The 20757-nt window shown below is 69.8% G+C and carries 20 protein-coding genes and 2 pseudogenes; 15 read left to right on the plus strand and 7 right to left on the minus strand.

All coding sequences use genetic code 11. The features are described 5' to 3' along the window. Positions 1 to 324: 324 nt before the first annotated feature. From ABZW30_RS39385 to ABZW30_RS39400, 4 genes are all read left to right on the plus strand, one after another. Positions 325 to 1605 carry a hypothetical protein gene (locus ABZW30_RS39385; protein ID WP_355676108.1) on the plus strand — a complete coding sequence of 427 codons (1281 nt, stop codon included), beginning with the start codon at positions 325 to 327 and terminating at the stop codon, positions 1603 to 1605. A gap of 116 nt (positions 1606 to 1721) precedes the next feature. Beyond that, entirely contained in the window at positions 1722 to 2981 is a 1260-nt protein-coding gene (locus ABZW30_RS39390; protein WP_355676109.1) for a DUF4041 domain-containing protein, read from the plus strand. Between the two features lie 534 nt (positions 2982 to 3515). Beyond that, positions 3516 to 4538, plus strand: a complete 1023-nt coding sequence (locus ABZW30_RS39395) for a hypothetical protein (protein WP_355676110.1) — start codon at positions 3516 to 3518, stop codon at positions 4536 to 4538. A 368-nt stretch (positions 4539 to 4906) separates the two neighbouring features. Further along, the gene (locus ABZW30_RS39400) at positions 4907 to 5317 is read left to right on the plus strand and encodes a peptide deformylase (protein WP_355676111.1); all 411 of its coding nucleotides are present in this window, start codon (positions 4907 to 4909) and stop codon (positions 5315 to 5317) included. Between the two features lie 13 nt (positions 5318 to 5330). Here the strand turns inward: ABZW30_RS39400 and ABZW30_RS39405 are convergent, their stop codons facing one another. Continuing rightward, a complete protein-coding gene (locus tag ABZW30_RS39405) occupies positions 5331 to 6326 on the minus strand; it encodes a helix-turn-helix transcriptional regulator (RefSeq protein ID WP_355676112.1) in 996 nt (331 codons plus the stop codon). A 154-nt stretch (positions 6327 to 6480) separates the two neighbouring features. Here ABZW30_RS39405 and ABZW30_RS39410 point away from each other — a divergent pair, with 154 nt between their 5' ends. The 4 genes and pseudogenes from ABZW30_RS39410 to ABZW30_RS39425 form a co-directional block, all read left to right on the plus strand. Beyond that, entirely contained in the window at positions 6481 to 6885 is a 405-nt protein-coding gene (locus ABZW30_RS39410) for a hypothetical protein (RefSeq protein WP_355676113.1), read from the plus strand. A 120-nt stretch (positions 6886 to 7005) separates the two neighbouring features. Next, on the plus strand, positions 7006 to 7149 hold the full coding sequence (locus ABZW30_RS39415; RefSeq protein WP_355676114.1) for a hypothetical protein: 144 nt from the start codon (positions 7006 to 7008) through the stop codon (positions 7147 to 7149). 309 nt (positions 7150 to 7458) lie between these two features. Further along, complete coding sequence (locus ABZW30_RS39420; RefSeq protein WP_355676115.1) at positions 7459 to 9279, plus strand: CHAP domain-containing protein; 1821 nt, start codon at positions 7459 to 7461, stop codon at positions 9277 to 9279. Positions 9280 to 9437: 158 nt separating this feature from the next. After that, positions 9438 to 9800 (plus strand): annotated as a pseudogene (locus ABZW30_RS39425) (transglycosylase family protein); the annotation flags it as partial. A gap of 1175 nt (positions 9801 to 10975) precedes the next feature. On the opposite strand, the gene ABZW30_RS39430 reads toward ABZW30_RS39425, so the two are convergent. The 3 genes from ABZW30_RS39430 to ABZW30_RS39440 all read right to left on the minus strand — a co-directional run bounded on the left by ABZW30_RS39430 (position 10976) and on the right by ABZW30_RS39440 (position 13082). Then, entirely contained in the window at positions 10976 to 11104 is a 129-nt protein-coding gene (locus ABZW30_RS39430; protein WP_355676116.1) for a hypothetical protein, read from the minus strand. A gap of 405 nt (positions 11105 to 11509) precedes the next feature. After that, complete coding sequence (locus tag ABZW30_RS39435) at positions 11510 to 12604, minus strand: serine hydrolase domain-containing protein (RefSeq protein ID WP_355676117.1); 1095 nt, start codon at positions 12602 to 12604, stop codon at positions 11510 to 11512. A 124-nt stretch (positions 12605 to 12728) separates the two neighbouring features. After that, complete coding sequence (locus ABZW30_RS39440) at positions 12729 to 13082, minus strand: DUF4190 domain-containing protein (protein WP_355676118.1); 354 nt, start codon at positions 13080 to 13082, stop codon at positions 12729 to 12731. Positions 13083 to 13231: 149 nt separating this feature from the next. Here ABZW30_RS39440 and ABZW30_RS39445 point away from each other — a divergent pair, with 149 nt between their 5' ends. From ABZW30_RS39445 to ABZW30_RS39455, 3 genes are all read left to right on the plus strand, one after another. Further along, on the plus strand, positions 13232 to 14455 hold the full coding sequence (locus ABZW30_RS39445; protein WP_355676119.1) for a histidine kinase: 1224 nt from the start codon (positions 13232 to 13234) through the stop codon (positions 14453 to 14455). After that, entirely contained in the window at positions 14452 to 15156 is a 705-nt protein-coding gene (locus ABZW30_RS39450; protein WP_355676120.1) for a response regulator transcription factor, read from the plus strand. Before ABZW30_RS39445 ends, ABZW30_RS39450 begins: the two co-directional genes overlap by 4 nt. A gap of 107 nt (positions 15157 to 15263) precedes the next feature. Next, the gene (locus ABZW30_RS39455; RefSeq protein ID WP_355676121.1) at positions 15264 to 15779 is read left to right on the plus strand and encodes a hypothetical protein; all 516 of its coding nucleotides are present in this window, start codon (positions 15264 to 15266) and stop codon (positions 15777 to 15779) included. Here ABZW30_RS39455 and ABZW30_RS39460 read toward each other — a convergent pair. Next, a pseudogene (locus ABZW30_RS39460) lies at positions 15769 to 15979 on the minus strand (IS5/IS1182 family transposase); the annotation flags it as partial. The gene ABZW30_RS39455 and the pseudogene ABZW30_RS39460 sit on opposite strands and share 11 nt — an antisense overlap. A 331-nt stretch (positions 15980 to 16310) precedes the next feature. On the opposite strand from ABZW30_RS39460, the gene ABZW30_RS39465 reads away from it, so the two are divergent. From ABZW30_RS39465 to ABZW30_RS39475, 3 genes are all read left to right on the plus strand, one after another. Further along, on the plus strand, positions 16311 to 17087 hold the full coding sequence (locus ABZW30_RS39465; RefSeq protein WP_355676122.1) for a DUF72 domain-containing protein: 777 nt from the start codon (positions 16311 to 16313) through the stop codon (positions 17085 to 17087). Further along, positions 17084 to 17368 carry an acylphosphatase gene (locus tag ABZW30_RS39470; RefSeq protein ID WP_355676123.1) on the plus strand — a complete coding sequence of 95 codons (285 nt, stop codon included), beginning with the start codon at positions 17084 to 17086 and terminating at the stop codon, positions 17366 to 17368. Before ABZW30_RS39465 ends, ABZW30_RS39470 begins: the two co-directional genes overlap by 4 nt. Before the next feature lie 70 nt (positions 17369 to 17438). Further along, entirely contained in the window at positions 17439 to 17591 is a 153-nt protein-coding gene (locus tag ABZW30_RS39475; RefSeq protein ID WP_355676124.1) for a hypothetical protein, read from the plus strand. 272 nt (positions 17592 to 17863) lie between these two features. Here ABZW30_RS39475 and ABZW30_RS39480 read toward each other — a convergent pair whose 3' ends face one another. Both ABZW30_RS39480 and ABZW30_RS39485 read right to left on the minus strand, forming a co-directional pair. Then, on the minus strand, positions 17864 to 18325 hold the full coding sequence (locus ABZW30_RS39480) for an SRPBCC family protein (RefSeq protein WP_355676125.1): 462 nt from the start codon (positions 18323 to 18325) through the stop codon (positions 17864 to 17866). A gap of 467 nt (positions 18326 to 18792) precedes the next feature. After that, positions 18793 to 19671 (minus strand): helix-turn-helix transcriptional regulator, encoded by an 879-nt coding sequence (locus ABZW30_RS39485; protein ID WP_355676126.1) that lies wholly within the window; start codon positions 19669 to 19671, stop codon positions 18793 to 18795. 254 nt (positions 19672 to 19925) lie between these two features. Between ABZW30_RS39485 and ABZW30_RS39490 the strand changes: the two genes are divergently transcribed. Further along, a complete protein-coding gene (locus tag ABZW30_RS39490) occupies positions 19926 to 20687 on the plus strand; it encodes an SDR family oxidoreductase (protein WP_355676127.1) in 762 nt (253 codons plus the stop codon). Positions 20688 to 20757: the final 70 nt, after the last annotated feature.

Consider the following 20757-nt stretch of genomic DNA (forward strand, 5'->3'; position numbering starts at 1 on the left):
ACTTGCGTGGTGCTGGCACTGCTCGTGGTTCTCCTTACGCCTGGGATCGTAACAAACCCAGACATCAGGGACTCCATGAAAGCCGGAGCAGCTCATTCACCGCCCTCGACCGGATCGGCCGCGTCCACTCCTTCGCCAAGGGCATGGGCCTCGCCGCCCCACAGATCGGTATCCCCCGCGCCGCTGCCATCGTCCTGCTACCTGCGCGGGACCTGCAGCGACCTCCGCCCTCAATCCTGGATTAAGCCCGCCAGCGGCAGTGATCATCGCTACGGTGAAACTCGCAAGGTTTGATCCTCGGTACCGGGTCTTGTAGGGGATGTCATGGGCAAACGTCGCGGCTTCTTCGCGGAGATGAACTACCAGGCGCAGCAAGCGGAGAAGCGCCGACGCCAGCAGCAGGCCGCCGCCCATCGTGCTCATCTTGCAGCGCAGCGCCAAGCCGAACAAGCCATGAGGGCATACGAACGCGCGCAGGTGGCGGCGGCGAGAGCCTCTGCCGCCGAGAAGAAGGCCGCGGAGCGTGAGGCTGCGCGACTCCATGTGGAGTCCAGGCTCGCCGAAGTCGAGTCCATGAACACCGACCTGGCCAGCGACCTTGCCGACATCGACAGTCTGCTCGCGTGGACCCTGGGCATAGACGACTTTGTCGATCTCGAATCATTGAAGATCTCGAAGGTCGAGCATCCTCCGTTCATTCCTCGTGGCCTGGCTGTCCCTGCGCCCAAGGTTACAGAGCCGCACTACGCGCCTGAGCCCGTGTATCAGGAGCCGACCGCACCCAGCGGACTCTCAGCCATGCTTGGCGGCAAAAAACGGCACCAACAGGCCATCGAGGAAGCCCGGGCCGCCTTTGAAAACGCGCATGGCTACTGGGAGCGCACCAGGAATGCTGTCCACAGCAGCTACCTCAAGGAAATGGCCCACCGCGAGAGGTTGGAAGCCAAGCGCGTGGCGGAACTATCTGCCGCCGAGGAGAAATACAAGCAGGAATGCGAAAAGCGCGAGGCTGAGGCGTCGGCTCACAACGCCAAGGTCAGTAAGCTCATCAACGACCTTGCCTTCGATGTCGAATCCGCCATCCAAGAATACGTCGGCATCGTCCTGTCCAACTCGGTCTACCCCGAGGCCTTCCCGGTCGAGCACGACCATGCGTTCAATCTCGCATCCCGCGAACTAACGCTTACAGTCAGCGTTCCAGAGCCCTCAACCATAACCGCGGTGAAGGCGTACCGATACGTGAAGGCGAAGGACGAGATTGCCTCAACTGACCTGCCCGTTCGCGAAAAGAAGGAGCGGTACGCGAACGCGGTCTGGCAGGTCGCAGTTCGCAGTCTCCACGAAGTCTTCGAGGCCGACCGCGCCGGCAAAGTCCACTCGATCGCGCTGACGGTCGGCGTCGATACGATCGACCCCGCCACCGGCCGCCCAACCACTGTTCCTCTTGTCATCGTTGCCGCGGACCGCGAGACCTTCAACAGCTTCGATCTGGCCAAAGTGATCCCCCAGGCCACGTTGCAGCACCTCGGTGCCGCAATGTCGAAGTCGCCATTCGGCCTGGTCCCGGCTGACACCAGTCGCGGCATCCGCGTTCGAGGGCAGTGACAGTGCGATTCAACCCACCGCCGGGGTGGCCCACGCCGCCCGAAGGTTGGACTCCCCCGCCAGGATGGAAGCCTGACCCGACCTGGCCGACCCCACCACCTGGCTGGCACCTCTTCGTGCCCGACGACGAGTCCGAATCGGACAACGACTTCGACGAGTCCGCGACCGCGCCAATCACCGAGGCTCCCACGGACCCGGCGCAAGGGTCACCGGGAACTGGGCCAGACCAGACATCTGCCATCCCACCGACTCTGCCACCGTTCCGCGGAGTCGACCCCGCGCCGCTGTTGGCCCGTATCGCCGATCTCGAAGCGGCACTCGCCGCCGCACAGAGTGGCGCCGACGTGATCGATCTCAGCGACCAGCGCGCTTTGCAGGACGTCGGCATCTACCGCTACCACCATCCTCTGGAGAACGCGGCGGCCTACAAAGACCGGCTGCGCAGTCTCGAAGGCCAGATCGACGACGTCATCAAGAGCAGCCGCGCGATCCTCGCCGCAGACATGTTCACATTCGACGGATCTCTAGCCCGAGGACGGAAACTTGTCGGCGATCTGTCCAAGCTGATGCTGCGGGCCTACAACGCCGAGGCCGACAACTGCGTACGCTCGATAAGGTCAGGGAACGTGCGCACCGCGCAGAAGCGGCTGGAGTCGGCCGTCACGGCGATCGAGAAGCTCGGGGCAATCATGGAGATGCGGATCAACCCCGAGTATCACGCTCTGCGAGTCGCTGAGCTCGAGCTGACTGCTGACTTCCAGATGAAGGTGCAGGAAGAGCGCGAACACGCCCGCCAGGAGCGCCAGCTTCTCCGCGAACAGCGCCGGGCTGAGCAGGAGTTGGCCGCAGAGAAGGAGCGACTCGAGAAAGAACGAGCGCACTACATCAGCGTCCTGGCATCCCTCCGCGCCAACGGCGACGACACCGCCGCCACCGAACTCTCCGGCCGACTCGCTGACATCGAGAAAGCCATCGCAGCCAACGACTACCGCATCGCGAACATCCGCGCCGGCTACGTATACGTCATCTCGAACATCGGCGCCTTCGGTCCGAACATCGTCAAGATCGGCATGACCCGCCGCCTCGACCCGATGGACCGCGTCCGCGAGCTCGGCGACGCTTCAGTGCCGTTCCGGTACGACGTCCATGCCTTGTTCTTCTCCGAGGACGCCGTGGCACTGGAGTCCGAACTCCATAAGGCGTTCGCCGATCGACGCGTCAACTTCATCAACGCGCGACGCGAGTTCTTCTTCGCCACACCATCCGAGGTCCGAGCACTATTGGCGGACAGGGTAGGCGGCCTGCTTGAGTTCACGGAGGAACCCGCGGCTCTCGAGTACTTTCAGAGCCGCAGCCGCTGGCCGCAGCAGAGCTGAATGTGAATCGCGGGGCCTCGTCCACCTGGGCGGGCCCCGCCTGGTCAGGCTGGGTGTTCACAGCAGCAGTGCCGTGGCCCACGGACGACCGACGTCGCCGAACCAGGAGCCCGATCCCGGTCTCAGTCTTGGTCTCGTTCGCCGCCGTCCGGCCAGGTTCACCCGGCGCCCAGCCAGAGTCTCCGCCGCAGGTCAGGACAGGTGTGAACCCCGGCGGACACCGTTCGTGAGAAATTGGAAAGCGCGCTGGGGGCAACCCCTCACGAGTTCGAATCTCGCATCCTCCGCCATGGCTGACCAGCCATAACGAAGGCCCGACCGCTCAGCGGTCGGGCCTTCGTCGTCTCGTGGTTGATGTCGCGGGCGGCGTCGGGGTCGTTGACCAGACCGAGCCAGACGGGGCGTCCGCCGGCCTTGCCGCCCTCATCTTGGCCACTGCCAACAGAGCGAGAGTGCATTGTCACAGACAGCTGTTAAAACGAGCGGTGTCTGAAGCCGATGAGAGGAAGGCTGTCCTTGCCAACTCGTAGCCGCGTGCCCTCCCAGCGCAAGAGCCCAGATCGACCGACCCACGGCTCGATCTACACCCTCAAGGACCCGCGCGACGGTCGCATCCGCTATGTGGGGCAGACGGAGAAGAGCCTCCAGACCCGACTCGCTGGCCACATCAACCAGCCCACCAACAACGCCATGCGGCTGTGGACCCTGATCCTCATGGCCCACGGACTCACTCCGATCATCACCGAGGTAGCCACCGTTCGGGTGGAGGATCTACTGAAGGCCGAGAAGGAGCACATCGAGTACCACGCGGAAAGCGGTGATCTTCTCAACTCCCCCTACTACCAGGCCCACCTGCCCGATCTGGGAGCGGAGTTCAAAGATCTCTTCGCGGCAAGGGTCACCGAGGAGGAAGCCGACGAGGTGACGGGCCAGATTGTGCCTCCGATCATCATCACCGTTCCCAGCATCACCGAGCAGGCCGGTGTGGAACAGACGGCGGCCGACGAGCAAGTGGCACTTCACGAACACCGTCACCATTACTCGTTCTCACTGGGCGGCTCGTCCGCTCGCCGACGGCCACTGCACGACTTCCTCCACAGCTGGCGCTGGTCTCGACGGCTTCGGTTTGAAATCAAGTGGGCCGCGCGTAGCCACCCCTGGTACGCGACGCTCGCCGCTCTTGTTGGTGTGATCGCCTTATGGGAAGGTCTGCAGAGCAAAGCCGCCGCAGACGCCTTCCGCCTTGGCAGTCGCCTGTTCGAAAAGGCGGTATGGCCCGTTCTTGCCACGGTCGCCCAACCGGTTCGTGTGTTCATCACGGAGCACTCACACGGAGTCCCCGCGACTAACGTTGCGCTCCAGTTCCTGTGGTGGGGAGCCGGATCGGTGATCCTTTTCACGAACCTGTTGCGCGGTGCATGGAGCCGTCGGCTCGCCTGGATGTCGTTCGGCAGTGCAACCATGGCCATGGTCTGGTACGGGTCCGCCAACCCAGACCGTCCGATCAGCTGTGGCGTCGCCGGGCTGCTGTGGATCCTGGCTCTCGCCTTTGTGTGAGACCGTCGTGGTTCAACCTCGGCAGCATCCGACCGCACAGGTCACAGCAGCAGTGAGCCGCCATATGAGCGGTACCCCGCGCTGGTTGCAGTTCTGGTTGCATTCACCTCCGTCCAGGGCCGTTCAGAGCTCGGCCAGCGTGCCACTCCTCTGCAGGTCAGGACCCCTACGGGCATCCGCGGACAGCCGGACGAACAGTTGGAAAGCGTGTTGGGGGCAACCCCTCACGAGTTCGAATCTCGTATCCTCCGCGTTCGCCCGCCAGGGCAAACGTAAGGCCCCGACTGTGCACAGTCGGGGCCTTCGTTGTCCTGTGGTCTCATTTTTGGTCTCAGTTGGGATTCTGGGCCCCATCGCCTGCTCATCGCTTGAACCCACGAGTACCTCGGCGGGCTCCGTCCGAGAGCAGCCGACAACGTGCGCGCGGCACCGAAGCGGGAAACCGCCGAAGCGGCTCCTTTGCGGAACCGACCATCGTCCTGCTCAATCCCCGCATCACAGAACACCCCGACGAGGCGGACGAGCAGTTCGAAGGCTGCCTGTCCTTCTTCGACGTCCGAGGTATGGTCCCCCGCCCGCTGCGGATCAGCGTGGAGACCGCAACGCTGGACGGCCAACTGGCCACCACCGCCTACGAACGCGGGCTCGCCCGGCTGATCCACCACGAGATCGACCACCTCGACGGTCTGCTGTACACCGCATGCATGCGGCCTGGCGTCGACCCCATCCCCGTCGAGCAATATCGGCAGACAGGGCATGCATGGGCCTACGAGCAGTAGCTAGCGGCGCTGGCTACTCGTTGGCCGGGAGCCAGCCACGTTGGACCGCCCGGACGCCGAACTCGAAGCGGCTGCGGGCTCCGAGGCGGTCCATCAACTCTGTGGCGGCGCGGCGGGCGGTGCGCGCGGAGACGCCCAGGCGCTTGGCGATCGCGTCGTCCGTCAGGCCCTGGGCGAGCAGCCGGATGACCGTCGACTCCTGGGTGCTGAGCCCGCCGTGGTCCTTGACCGCGGCCGCGCCGAACGGCTGCGCGCCGGCCCAGGCGTGCTCGAAGAGGGCGCAGAGCGCGGTGAGCGTGCCGTGGCCGGTGAGGACCACGGCGCCCGCGGCGGAGTCGTCGCTGCGCACCGGAATGATCGCGGTGGCCCGGTCGAAGACGATCATGCGGGTGGGCAGCTCGGGCGCGGTCCGCACCTCGCCGCCCAGCTCGGTGAGCCAGTTGGCGTAGGCCACGTTGGGTTGGCTGTTGCGCACGCTGTCCAGGTAGATCGAGCGCATGCGGACGCCGCGCTCCAGCAGGACCTGGTCGTTGCTGCGGGCGGCGTCCAGGGTTTCGACCTTCTGACCGCCGCCGGGGGCGAAGGTCATCAGGTCCTCGCGCGCCTCGCGGGCCAGCGCGGCTATCCGGTCGCGGATCTCGTCCAGCCCGCGCAACTGCTCGACCCCGGGGTGCGCGCCGGCCGGGCGCAGGTCGGAGAAGTCGGCGATCAGCCTGGCAGCGGTCGCCCGGGAGGCCTCGATTCGGGACTGCTGGGCGGCGAGTTCGGCCTGCTGGCGGACCATCAGCATTTCGAGGCCCACGTCCGGGGAGACTGCACGCAGTTCGCCCTCGTGCTCATACGAGGGGCGGATCAGCGCCAGCTCGCTGAGGCGGTCCAGGCAGCGCCGGATCTCCTCGTCCGCCAGCTGCAGCCGGGCGGCCAGCGCGCTGACCCCGTCCCTTGGGTGCGCGAGCATGGCGCGGTAGACGGCTTCGGACTCGGCGTTCAGCCCAAGTGCGACGAGCAAAGCGGTTACCCCCGGACAGTCACCTGTATCTAAACGATCATCCCATGCGGGTGTGCACCGAGCCAGGGAGCATGGTGGACGCTTCCGGCCAGGGACCGAACTGTCCACTTTCCGCGTCTGTGCACGGGATGGGCGGTTTGGGACAGTCGTTGGCATGTATCTCGTCCACGCCGCCCTCCGGCCCCCGTACGCCGGCGCCCCGCTGCCGCCGGACGTGGGCACCCTGTTGCGCTCGCTGGCCACGCGTGAGGAGGCCGTCGAGCACGTTTCGGTGCACCCGGCTGCCGAACCCGATCCGGTGGTCGGGGTCTTCGTGCTGGCCGACCGCCTGACGGACGCCGAGCGCCGGGTGGCGGAGCTCTGTCGGCGTGCCGTCAGCACGGCGGCAGAGCTGAGCGGCTGGACGTACGGGCGGGTCGGGGCCCCGATGGTCACCCCGTACTACGAGCGGCTGCTGGACGGCTCCGGCCTGGCCGGAGCCGGCGTGGACACTTTGGTCCACGACCGTTTCCGTCCACTGGGAAGCCCTTCCAACCGCCCTGAGCTGCGGACAAGCTAGTACTCGCCAGCCGGGGGAGACACCCGGCGGGCCACCGGAGGAAGCGTCAACCGCGGGACGCAGACCGGTGTGGAAGTCCCATGCAGCCCCTCGGCCCGACTCATCCCAAGGACGATCACCGTGCTTCACACCCGCCTCGCCCAGGCCGCCGCGGTCGCTACTCTCGCCCTCGCCGCACTGGTGCCGGCCCTCGCCGCCCAGACCGCCCCCGCCGGCACGCACACCGCCGCCGCTGTGGCGCCCACCACCACCGCGTGGGAGTAGGGCGACCCGGCCGGCTCCCACAGAGCCACCCCGCTCGCCGCGAGCACCCCAGGACCAGGAACCGGTCCACCGTTCACCTGCCGTTGACCGCAGCACTGATTTCCCGGACGGCGGTCCCGCTGCGATGACCGCAGCCCGCTGACTCCCGTGCCCGCCGACGGCTGTTCCTGCAGGACAGCCGCCAAGGCCCGGCACCTGCGCACCAGCCGTGCGCTCCCCCTTACCTCGCGCCCTCGCTTCGTGCCCCACGTGCGCGCCCCGACAACCGCCACGTGCCCACGGCGCTCATCACCCGTTCAGGAGCCCCAGATGTCCAGCACCACCCGTAAGCTGCGCAAGTCCGGCCTCGCCGCGCTGATCGCCGCCACCGCCGTCACCGGCCTCACCGCCCTCCCCGCCCACGCCGACGCGAACGGCATCGCGTCCACCGCGTCCGCCGAGGTCGGCAACGGCCCCTGCGCCCACGGCGGTTACCAGGACGGGCTGAACCAGACCAGCTCGTGCAGCAGCAGTGGCGGCGAGGCGCACGCCTGGTGCGCGGACTTCGTCGGCTGGGTCTGGGCCAACAACGGTGTGGCGCACCTCGGCGACCTCGACGACAGCGCGGCCAGCGTCTTCGACTACGGCCGCCGCTACGGCACGCTGCACAGCAGCCCGCAGGTCGGCGACGCGGTCGTCTACAACTACAACTACAGCACCGACTGGGCAGCGCACGTCGCACTCGTCACCGGTGTGGGCGGCGGCGTGGTCACCATCACCGGCGGCAACGAGGGCCACTCGCGGGGCTACGTCAACGGCGTGGTCTCCACGGAGAGCACCAGCAACTACTCGGTGGGCAGTGCGCCGTGGGGGCAGACCATCAGCGGCTACATCTCGCCGATCTTCAACAACACCCCCGCCGCCACCCCGAACCCGTCCACCCTGCCGACCGGGACGCTCGTGAAGGCGAGCGGGGCCAGCGTCAAGGTGATCATCAACGGCGCCGGCGTGCCGATCGCCGGCTCGGACGTGACACCGGACGGCTACGACCTGAGCAAGATCGTCACGGTCGACGACAACTCGTTCAACGCGCTGCCGGCCGTCCCGCCGACCGGCACGGTCGTGATGGACCAGGCCGGCGGTGCCGCCCGGTACGTGGTGGTGTCCGGTGTCGCGCTGCCGATCTCCGCCTCCGAGTGGACCGCCGACGGCTACGCCAACCAGTCCACCATGGGTGTGCCCTCCTCCTGGCTGCAGGGAGCCGTCCAGGGCACGCTGCCGAGCGGCACGGTCGTGATGGACCAGGCCAATAACAGCCCGAACCGGTACGTGATGGTCAACGGCGCCGCACTGCCGATCACGGGCGCCGAGTGGACCGCCGACGGCTACGCCGACCGCCCGCAGATGGGTGTCCCGGGTACCTGGCTCCAGTCCGCCATCGCCGCCTCCCCCACCGCCGGCACGGTCGTCATGGACCAGTCGGGCACGGACGCGAGCCGCTACGTGATGGTCAACGGTGCGGCGCTCTCCATTACCGCGTCCGAGTGGACGGCGGACGGCTACAACACCCGCCCGGTCATGGGCGTTCCGGGCACCTGGCTGGCGGGTGCGGCGGCGAAGAGCCCGGCGAACGGGACCGTGCTGATGGACCAGTCGGGCACGGATGCGAGCCGGTACGTGATGGTGGGTGGTGCGGCGGTGCCCATCTCGGCGAACGACTGGACGGCTGACGGGTTCAGCAACGCGCTGGTGATGGGGGTTCCGGGAACCTGGCTGGCATCTTCGGCAGCGAAGCAGGTGGCTGACGGTTCGGTGGTGAAGAACGCCTCCGGCGCCGACCCGCAGGTGTATGTGATGGCGGGTGGGATGGCCGTTCCGCTGACTGCGGCGGACTTCACGGGCCTGGGCTACGACAAGCGTCCGCTGCAGGGTGTGCCGGGTGCGTGGGAGGCGGCGGCCGCTGCGAAGCCGGCGCCGGCGGACGGGACGCTGCTGCTGTCGCCGGACAGCGCGACGGTGTGGCTGGTGACCAACGGCGGCAGCAAGAAGGCGCTGACCCAGGCGGACTTCGGGCCGGGCAAGTACAGCTTCAACAACGTGGTGAGCGTCCCGACCACGCTGACCACGAAGCTCCCCACCGTCACCCAGTAGCGCCGCAAAGGCCCGCGGTACGAGCCGAGGCAGTACGCAGCGGCCGAGAGCACCGGCAGTACGCGCAGGGGCAGGGCCGCTCGGCCGTCCGGGCGGCCCTGCCCCTCCCAACCATCCAACTGATCCATCGCCAGCTTTCCGAACATCGGGGGACCACCATGACCACGCCCGCCCGCAAGAAGTCCGCACTCGCTCTCACCGGCGCCGCGCTGCTCGCGCTCGCCGCCCCGCTCACGCTCTGCGGCCAGGCGCAGGCCGCGTCGGTCGCGACCTGGGAGAACGTCGCGCAGTGCGAGAGCAGCGGCAACTGGAGCATCAACACCCACAACGGCTACTACGGCGGCCTGCAGTTCTCCGAGAGCACCTGGCTGGCCTACGGCGGCGCCCAGTACGCCCAGTACGCGAACCAGGCCACCGAGCAGCAGCAGATCCTGATAGCCGAGAAGGTGCTCCGCGCCGCGGGCGCCAGCCAGTGGGGCTGCGCGGCGCAGGCCGGACTGACCAACGACGGGGTGGACCCGTATCCGACCTCGCCGTCCTACCCCGACCCGGCCACGCTGGCGAGCGGCACCCTGGTGAAGTCGCCGAACGGCCCGTCCGTGAAGGTCATGATCAACGGTGCGGGCGTGCCGGTCGCGGGCTCGGACGTGTCGCCGGACGGCTACGACCTGAGCAAGATCGTGCTGATCGACGACGCCGCCTTCAACGCGCTGCCCGTCGCGCCGCCGGCCGGCACGGTGGTGCACGACCAGGCGGGCGGCTCCGCCCGGTACGTGGTGATCGACGGCGTCGCGCTGCCGATCACCGCCGCTGACTGGACGGCCGACGGCTACAACACCCGCCTGGACATGGGCGTTCCGTCCGCCTGGCTGCAGGGCGCGGTCCAGGGCGCGCTGCCGAGCGGCCAGGTGGTGCACGATCAGGCCGGCGGCGCCGCCCGGTACGTGGTGGTGAACAGTGCGGCGCTCTCCATTACCGCGTCCGAGTGGACGGCGGACGGCTACAACACCCACCTGGACATGGGCGTCCCGTCCTCCTGGCTGGCGGGTGCGGCGGCGAAGAGCCCGGCGAACGGGACCGTGCTGATGGACCAGTCGGGCACGGATGCGAGCCGGTACGTGATGGTGGGTGGTGCGGCGGTGCCCATCTCGGCGAACGACTGGACGGCTGACGGGTTCAGCAACGCGCTGGTGATGGGGGTTCCGGGAACCTGGCTGGCATCTTCGGCAGCGAAGCAGGTGGCTGACGGTTCGGTGGTGAAGAACGCCTCCGGCGCCGACCCGCAGGTGTATGTGATGGCGGGTGGGATGGCCGTTCCGCTGACTGCGGCGGACTTCACGGGCCTGGGCTACGACAAGCGTCCGCTGCAGGGTGTGCCGGGTGCGTGGGAGGCGGCGGCCGCTGCGAAGCCGGCGCCGGCGGACGGGACGCTGCTGCTGTCGCCGGACAGCGCGACGGTGTGGCTGGTGACCAACGGCGGCAGCAAGAAGGCGCTGACCCAGGCGGACTTCGGGCCGGGCAAGTACAGCTTCAACAACGTGGTGAGCGTCCCGACCACGCTGACCACGAAGCTCCCCACCGTCACCCAGTAGCAGTCCGGTAACCGACGCGCCGCCCGGTTCCGCTTCGCAGCGGGCCGGGCGGCGCGGCCGCGTCCTGGGCGCCGGGCCGGAGCGGCGCCCAGGGGGGTCAGGCCCTACGGGGTCAGCCGGTTCGAGCCGCGGAAGAGGAAAGTCGCCTCGCGGATCGACGGCAGGCTGAGCAGCACCATCAAGGGAACGTCGAGGGCAGGGTACGAAATCTCTTTTTCTTCGGCACCGCGCACGGCAAGAAGTCCGGCAGTCGACTTGCAGTTTTGGTTGCATTCACCCCCGTCCGGCATCGTTCATAGCCCGGTCAGCGAGCCGCTCAACTGCAGGTCAGGACGCTTACGGCCACCCCCGGACAGCCGGACGAACAGTTGGAAAGCGTGTTGGGGGCAACCCCTCACGAGTTCGAATCTCGTATCCTCCGCCTCTGCCCGCCAGGGCAAACGGAAGGCGCCGACCGCTCCTGCGGTCGGGGCCTTCGTCGTCTCTGGTCTCGGTTTTCAGAAACCGCTTTCGACGGCCCCTGCCTTCGTCGTCCATACCGTTGCCCTGCCGGCCCGGTGCACGGGCGCCTCTGCGGGTCCGCTCGACGACGTCGGCCGAGTTCCCCAGCGCGCCGGCGGTTCTCAGGGAGGCGTGGTTCAGCCGCACAGGGCCGCGTCGACGGCATCCTCAGCCGGCTGCAGGTCCGCCATGCTGGTCGGGTCGACGGTCATCGTGACGCTGGCGGCGCGTCCGTCGTCGCTGGCGGCGCTCCAGGTTCCGTAGCCGGGGATGCTGCCGTTGTGCCACCAGACGGTCTTGTGGCACGACAGCTGTGTCCTCATGATCCCCAGTCCGTAGTCGTAGCCAGGTGCGCCCGTGGCGACGGTGGTGCGCATCTGCTCGAGCTCGGGGCCGCTGAGGAGGTGGCCTTCCTTCATGAGCTCGGAGAAGAACCGGGTGAGGTCGGAGCTGGTGGAGACCATCGCGCCCGCCGCCCAGGCCGCGGAGGGGTCGATCTCGATGACATCACGCAGCGATCCGTCCGGGCCGTCCTTGTGGTAGCCGTGGGGGTGGGGCCCTCGAAGGGTGGTCTCGGCGGGGGCGGGGAGGTACGTGCGGCGCAGCCCGATCTTCTTGATGATGCGCTTGTCGACCTCCTCGGCAAGGGGCCGTCCGGTGACCTTCTCCACGATCATCCCGGCCACCAGGTAGTTCGTGTTGCTGTACCCCCAACTCGTTCCCGGGGCGAAGACAGCAACGCGTCGCAGCGCGATGTCCAGGGTGTCGCGGGGAGAGAGGTAGCGGCGCTGGAGGATGTCGTCGGTGACGTCGTCCTCGTAGTCGGGAAGTCCGCTGGTGTGCTGCAGGAGCTGACGCACTGTGATGTGACGTCCGTCGATCCCTGGCCCGCGCAGGAGGCCGGGTAGGTAGGTCTCGACCGGGTCATCGAGGCGGATCTTGTCCTCGCCGACCAGTTGCAGCACGACTACCGCGGTGAACGTCTTGGTGACGCTGCCGATCCGCACCTGGCCGTTTCGGGGCACCTTCGCAGCGGTGGCCAGGTCCCCGACGCCCGCGGCATAGGTACGGGTGTGGCCGGCCTGGTCACGGACGGCGGCCAGAGCGGCAGGCACGTGATCGGGGCTCACCATCGCGTTCAGACGCTGCTGGGTGGCGTCCGGCCTGGCAGCCCCCGGGGCGGCGACGGCGGACGGGGCAAGCGCGCCGAGGGCGAGGGCCCCGATGACCACGGCGACGGCAGCGTGAGTCGCCCTGCGACGCGGGACGTGGAACCGAAGCGGCGTACGTGAGTTCATGGAATGTCATCTCTGATGGTGTGTGCGGGTTCGGTGTTCGCCGGGGTTCCCGGCGCGGTCAGTGCCCGGAGAGGTTGCGGCGGACGCACTCGACGTACTGGTGGAGGCCGTCGGGGCGGTAGCACTCCTGGGTGTGGTTCGCGTACCAGGCGATGAAGGCGGCGGCCAGGACGGACACCGCGATCGCGGCGAGCGACAGCAGCAGGCCGACGAGCGCGCGGCCCCGGCCTGTGCCAGTACGTCCGGACACTCGCAGGGCGATGGTGCCCGTGACCAGGCCGGCGGCGCCGAACAGGCCGCCGACGACCGCGAACGAGGTGAACAGGCCGAGCGTGCCCAGCACCACGGCCGCCGTCGCCGGGGTGTTGCGTGCTGCCGCGGGCCGGACGGCCGTCGTTCCAGGGGTGTGCATCCGCAGTCCTTCCGTGATCGGCCCGGTCGTTCCGGCCCTGACCGATCCTGGAACACGGCGCCCTGTGCGCGCCTCCCGGGCGGGAGGGAAACCGCGCTCCCCCGATCGGGGGAGGAGGCCGGCGGCGCGGGACGTCATACTTGGCGCCCATGACCTGGGGAATCCGGCCGTTGCTACGCGGCTCCACGTACACGGGCGTGCTGTTCGCGTTCCTCGGCGCGGCGGCGAGCACGGTGCTGCTGCCGTTCGCCGTGCTGCCCGCGCTGCTGTGGGAGTCCGGCCCGTACGGGGTGCGGGCCGCGCTGGTGCTGGTGGTGTGGGCGGGGCTGATCGCCGCAGCCGGGCTGGCCCGCACCACCCGGCGGGTGCTGATCGCGGGGGCCAGCCGCCTGCTGGACGCGCCGCTGCCGGAGTCGGCCGGGCCGCTCGGCGCGGACCGGCGGCGGACCCCGCTGTGGCTGCTGCTGCACGTCGCCGCAGGCTGGACCGCGACGTTGACGGCCAATCTGCTGCTGCTGGCGGCGCTGGCCCTGCCGGGGCGCTGGCTCGGCGGCGAGGCAGAACTGTCGCTGTTCGGCCGGACGCTACGCTCCGGGGACGGCTGGGCGAGCTGGGCGGCGGCCCTACTGTGCGTGCTGCTGGCGGCGCTGGTGTGTGTGGCGGTGTCGGGCGTCCTGCGCCGCCTGGCACCGCGCCTGCTTGGTCCCTCCCCTGCCGAAAGGCTCGCGCTGGCAGCCGCACGGGAACGGCGGCTGGCCGAACGCAACCGGCTGGCCCAGGAGTTGCACGACTCGATCGGACACACCCTGACGGCAGCCACCATCCAGGCGGCGGTGGTCGGCGAAGTGCTCACCAGCGATCCGATGGCCGCCCGGGCCGCCCTGCGCAGCATCGAGGACTCGACCCGGGCCGCCTTGGAGGACCTCGACTACGTCCTGGGCGTGCTGCGCGAGGAGGCCGCGGGCACGGCACCCGCCCGGACGCTGGCCGACCTACCCGAACTGCTCGACCGGCTGCGGCACACGGGAACGGTGGTCGAGCCCGACCTGTCAGGCGACCTGGCCCGGGTGCCGGCGGCGCTGTCGCGGGCGGCCTACCGGATCCTCCAGGAAGGGGTGACGAACGCGCTGCGGCACGGCGCGGACGGTCCGATCCGCATCACGGCGGCGCTCTCGCCCGACGGCCTGGCCCTGGGCATGGCCAACCGGATCGGCCGCGGCCGGAGCGGGCGGGCGGCCTTCCCGACCTCCGGCCACGGGCTCCCGGGCCTCGCCGAACGGGTGCGCCTGCTGCACGGCGAGTTCCGGGCCGGGCCGGACGGCGCCGGCCACTGGGTCCTTGAGGCCCGCCTCCCCGTCCGGACTCCCGCATGAGCGCCCCGGACCCGATGGGCGCCCCGATTCCGCCCGTCCCGCCCGCCTGCGCCACGCTGCTGATCGCCGACGACGACGCGGTGACCCGCAGCGGCCTGCGCGTCCTGCTCGCGGCCCAGCCCGGGATCACCGTGGTCGGCGAGGCCGCCGACGGCCTCGAAGCGGTCGAAGGGGCCCGGCTGCTGCGGCCGGACGTGGTGCTGATGGACGTGCGGATGCCGCGCTGCAACGGCATCGAGGCGACCCGGCGGATCCTCGCGGAAGTGCCGGACCCGCCCAAGGTCATGGTGATCACCACGTTCGAGAACGACGGCCACGTCACCGCCGCGCTCAGCGCCGGCGCCAGCGGGTTCGCGCTCAAGCGCCTCCCCGTGCCCCGGATCGCCCAGGCCGTGCGGACCGTCGCGGCGGGGGACGAGATCCTTTTCCCGGCCGACCTGCGCCGGATGGTCACCGCCCGCCCGCTGGAATCCGCGAAGGCCCTGCCGGACGCTGGCCTGACACTCCGTGAGGAGGCCGTGCTCCGGCTGATGGCCACCGGACGCTCCAACCCCGACATCGCCCACGCGCTCACCGTCAGCCCGGAGACCGTCAAGACCCACGTCGGGAACATCCTGACCAAGCTCAGCGCACAGAACCGCACCCACGCCGTGGTGATCGCCTACGAATCCGGCCTGGTCGTCCCGGGGCTGCCCGGCTGACGACCCCGCCGGGCATCCGGGCCGGGCATGAGGTCCGGCCCCCTGCCCCAGGGAGGCCGGTCCGGCAGAGCGCCCGAGTATCTGCCACACCGCGCCAAGCGCACCATATGACGTACACACCGGTACACCCCACGGGGGAAAGAGCAGCTGCGTGTTCGGACGCAGGCCTGCCCGTCCAGCAGCCCCGGCCTGATCGGCACCATCGCCCGCACAGCCTGGTCGCCGGCACCGCCACTGCGGTCAGCAGCCGCGTCGCCCAACGGCACCGACAGCACGCCCCGGCCGCCGAGCAGTCGGCCCCGCCGCACCCGCTCGTCCCCCGGGCAGGTCGGCTGACCTCATGGACCAGCTCGAACGCCTCGCAGCCCTCAAGACCCAGGGCCTCCACCACCAGCGACGACGCAGTGGTCGGCCAGGACGTCCACCTGCCCTACGCGATCCAGTGGTGGTTGTTCGCCGCGCTGATCCCGACCGGCTGGATCGTCCTGCTCCGCCGCGACATCCGCGACGACCGCGAGAAGCAAGCCGCCAACGAAGCCGCCGCCGCGGCCGGCCCGACCCCGGACCTCGGCAAGGCCTCCGTCCCGGCTGCCGATGCGAGGACGGTGGTGCCGCATCAATGACGACCTCCACGTTCGCCGAGACGGTAGTTGCGGCTCGACGCCCCGACGGTGCGGTCACGCACGGGGACGAGGGGGCCGTCGACGATCCACAGTCGCTCCACGCCCGGGGCCGGGCGTGGAGCGACTTCCAGGGCCAGGAGCGGGCCGAGGCGCTGGACGATGCGGCACACGGCCGCCGTCGAGATCCCGGACAGCGGAGCCGGCCGGTCTCAGTTTTGGTCTCATTCACCCCCGTCCGGCCGGGTTCGGCCGTCACCCAGCGGTTCGCTCCGCTGCAGGTCAGAACGGGTGCGAACCCCGGCGGACACCGTTCGGGAGAATTGGAAAGCGTGTGGGGGGCAACCCCTCACGAGTTCGAACCTCGTATCCTCCGCCCCTGCCCAGCCGGGCAAACGTCGGCCCGGACCGCCCAGGCGGTTTCTAGCGGTCCGGGCCTTCGTCGTTCTCTGGTTGCCGTTTGGGTTCACCCTGGAGACCGACCTACCTCAGGGCACCCGCCAGTCGGCAGGCGCTCCGTGCTTCCATGGATGTGTGCCCCTGTACGTCGGCACCTCGGGCTGGCAGTACGACGACTGGCGTGGCGTCCTGTACGCGCCGGGGACGCCGCGGCGGCTCTGGCTGGAGGAGTACGCCCAGCGGTTCGCCACGGTGGAGAACAACAACGCCTTCTACCGCCTGCCCACGGCCGAGACCTTCGCCGCCTGGCGGGATCGGACCCCGGAGGGGTTCGTGATGGCGGTCAAGGCAAGCCGCTACCTCACGCACATCAAGCGCCTGCACGACCCGCAGGAGCCGGTGCGGCGGCTCCTGTCGGCCGCCGAGGGGCTGGGCTCGCGGCTCGGACCGATCCTGCTCCAGCTCCCGCCCACCCTGCGGGCGGACGTCGACGTCCTCGACAGCTGCCTGGGCTGCTTCCCGGCCGGGGTGAGAGTGGCCGTCGAACCCCGCCACGATTCATGGTGGGTGCCGGAGATCCGGGCGGTGCTCGAACGGCGCGGCGCCACCCTCTGCTGGGCGGACCGGCAGGCACGCCCGGTCACACCGCTGTGGCGGACCGCCGACTGGGGCTACCTGCGCTTCCACGCCGGCCTGGCCCAGCCGCCGCCCCGGTACGGTCGGCAGTCGCTGGCCACCTGGGTGGCGAGGGTCACCGAGGCCTGGTCGGATGAGGCCGACGTGTACGCGTACTTCAACAACGACCTCGGCGGTGCGGCTCCCCTGGACGCCGTCGCCTTCGCCCGAGCGGCCGCCAAGGCCGGCCGGACGGTGAGCCGCACGCCGCAGAACCTGACGGTGAGGCAGGCATGATCCGAAATCGACTGATCGTCTCCGGTGAAGTCCAGGGCGTGTACTTCCGTGACACCTGCCGGACCGCGGCGAGGGAGCACGGCGTGGCCGGATGGGTACGCAACCTCCCCGACGGAACGGTCGAGGCTGTGTTCGAGGGCGAGGCCACGGCTGTCGAACGGCTGGTCGCGTGGGCACACCACGGCCCGTACGCGGCCGTGGTGGACCGGGTCCGCGTCCACGATGAGAAGCCCGAGGGGCTCGTGGGCTTCGAGATCCGCCCGACCCCCTGGAGCAGATAGGCAGAGCCTCGCGTCCCTGGATGGTGCGACTGCCGCAGGTGCCTACCCGCTGCGACGGGACCCGCCGCCCGTGGCGAAGCGCCTCCTACAGCTCCAGCCGCACCTCAACCTTCGGCCGGTCGATCCCGCGTACCTCAACGGGATTCGCGGACGCAAGAGCGACCCGAACGACGCGGCGTTCCTGGCCCGGGCGGCGCCGCCGAGGCTCGCGATGGCCGCCTGACGGCCGGATCGCTCAGCCCTGACCGTCGGGCCAGGGGCAGTACCTCGACCGCGATGTCCCGTGAGTCGTCCGACAGGTGACGGACAATCACAGCACGGCTGCGGCGAGGGAGGTCCATCGATGCCTTCGGTCCGAACGTCGTCGAGATCGACATGACCCGCCGCCTCGACTCGTAGTCTCAACGGGCCCTTCAGTCCGCCATCGGGCCGTCCTCCTCGACGCCCTTGGCCGGACCGCCCACCCGCTCCGCGACATCCGTAGGCCCGCCCGCCTCAGTTTCCGCCGCCCAGCCGCCGGGCCAACACTCGGCCGCGCTCGGCCTGCACTGCTCCGGCCTTCCCAGCCGCATAGTGGAGCAGGCCGAACGGCGCGTGCAGCCGCAGTCGATCGACCACCAGGGAGCCGCCGTCGCCTCGGGCGGTGACGGCGAAGCGGTAGTCCATCCGCACACCACCAGGACTGACCACCTCACCGCTGACCATCGCCTCATCCGGCAGCCGGGCGTCCTCGGTGCGCAGGCTGACCCGGATGACGTTGTCGTGCCGGACCAGTCCGAGGAACCGGAAGCGCTCGACGGCCACGTAGTGCGTGACCCCGCCCTCGCACCGCACGTCCCGTACGTCCACGAGCAGCGGGGAGAGCCCGATGTAGTTCTCGGGGTCCGCCAGATGGGCAAGCACAGCGGCGGGCGTCGCCGCGATGTCGTAGCTGTGGCTCAGTTCGGTGCTGGGCACGTCCGACTCCCTTGTCCGGCCCGGGTCCGGCTGTCGTCGTGGACCGGGAGCGATCGGTGGATGATCGCACCATCCCGCTGGTTCCGCCAGGCCCTGCGGGAAGCTCCTCCGCATGGGGCGGATCAGGGGACTCGGCGGAACGCCGGTGGCAGGTTCCGGCAAAGCGTGGCACGCCTGGGACTCCCGCACTTCCAGGATCCTGTGACGGAAGGGTCGAACTCCTGGCCAGCTCAGAGGGCGCGGCCCAGGAGTGACCGGTGGTCTCAATTCCGGTCTCGTTGATCTCCCTTCGCCCGGGTCCGCACGACGACTGGTTCCTTGGTCCGCCGCAGGTCGAGACTCGCGTGAACACGAGCGGACCGCGCGGGGAAGCCCCGACCGGTTTCCGGTCAGGGCCTTCGTCGTGCCGTGGTCCCAGTCCGATGTACCGCATGCGCGGAGGCGGAGGTCCCGTGTCGGCGCGGCCTTCAGGCACCGGTCGACAGGCGAGCATCGGTGGCGGTCGGTGCGGTCCAGGCGAGCAGCACCCGCATGGCGTCGTGCGAGGGACTGCCCGGTTCGGCGGCGTAGGTGATCAGTGCCTGGTCGGGGTCATCCGCTGCTCGCAGAGTCTCGTACGTCAGTTGCAGGGCGCCGACCGTCGGATGGTGGAAATTCTTGGTCCCGGAGGTCTTGTCCTGGATCGGGTGCTCGGCCCACCAGCGGCGGAAGTCCGCGCTTTTCATGGATAGTTCGCCGATCAGGCCAGCCAGCTGGGGGTCGTCAGGGTACCGGCCCGCCTCCAGGCGGAGGTAGGCGACGTTCTCGCGAGCACAGGAGGTCCAGTCCGCGAACAGCTCGCGGGAGGCCGGGCCGAGGAAGGTGATCCGGGCGATGTTGCGCTCGGCCCGCTCCAGGGCCGCGTAGTCGCCGAGGAGGGCACACGCGGCCGCGTTCCAGGCCAGGACGTCCATGCGGCGGCCCATCACCACCGCCGGCACGTCCACCAGTTCGTCCAGCAGCCGCTGGAGCATGGGGCGCACGCGCTGTGGCTGGGCCTCGCGCCGAGGAGCCTGCCGGGCGGTTGCCCCTGTCCTGGTGAGGCGGTGCAGGTGCCGGGTCTCGTCCTCGTCGAGCCGCAGCGCGCGGGCGAGCGCGTCGAGGACGGCAGGCGAGGGGTTGGCCACCCGCCCCTGTTCCATCCGGGTGTAGTAGTCGACACTCACTCCGGCGAGCTGGGCGATCTCTTCGCGGCGCAGTCCGGTGACCCGGCGTCGGCCGCCGAAGTCGGGTAGGGCGACGTCTTCGGGGCGCAGGCGGGAGCGGCGGGTCCGCAGGAACTCACTCAGGCCGATCGCTGTACTCATACGACGATTGTGTCCGGTGACGGGGTGGCCAAGCCTGGCCCTGCCAGGACCAGGCAGCGTGGGCGGGCCGCCCGGCCCGGGTGGTCCTGACTGTCCCAGGGAACGGCAGGGCCTGGTTCGCCGTCCCGGCCGTGCGCAGAGTGGTCCGCATCGCCGCCCACCACGCCGGCCCACCGGGACACCCCGGCGGGCCGCCGGGCCGCCAGGCCGTGTCCACCGGGACCGGCCCACTCAGGAGACCCAGGAGCACCAGCATGAGCTACCCCGCCCTCGCCGACCGCACCGCCGTCGTCACCGGAGCCGCCAGCGGCATGGGAGCGGCCACCGCCCGCCTGCTCGCAGCGGGTGGCGCCCGGGTCGCCCTGCTCGCCCGGCGCACCGACCGGCTGGACGCGCTGGCCGCCGAACTCACCGCCGCCGGAGGCCAGGCCCTCGCCGTCACCGCCGACATCACCGACCAGGCCTCCGTCGACGCCGCCGCCAAGGCCGTCCACGCTGCCTACGGCCGGGTCGACCTGGTGGTCAACAACGCCGGCGTGATGCTGCCCAACCCCCTCGCCGACGGCCGGCTCGACGAGTGGACCCGCATGATCGACACCAACCTCACCGGCGCGCTGCGCGTCATCCGCGCCTTCACCCCCGACCTCACCGCGGCCGCCGCCGACGGCCGTACCGCCGACCTGGTCAACGTCTCCTCCATCGCCTCGCACGTGCTCTTCCCCGACTACGCCGTGTACGGGGCCACCAAGGCCGCCCTCACCCAGCTGTCCGCGGCGCTGCGTACCGAGCTGGGCCCACGCGATGTCCGGGTCAGCACCATCGAGCCGGGCCTGACCGACACCGAACTCGGTGGGCACATCGACAACCCGGTACTGCGCGAGCAGCTCGGCGGGATGTTCAGCGCGATCCCGGCCCTCACCGCCGAAGACATCGCCGACCTCGTCGCCTACACCGCCAGCCGCCCCCGGCACGTCAACCTGCGCCAGTCGATCGTCCTGCCGACCCGACAGGCCTGACCACCGGCTGCTTCTTCGGTCCACCTGCCGGGACCTCCCGCCCGGGGCGGCGCGCACAGCACAAGGAGGT

The sequence above is a fragment of the Kitasatospora sp. NPDC004669 genome (assembly GCF_040609455.1).
In the GTDB taxonomy this organism is placed as follows: Bacteria; Actinomycetota; Actinomycetes; order Streptomycetales; family Streptomycetaceae; genus Kitasatospora.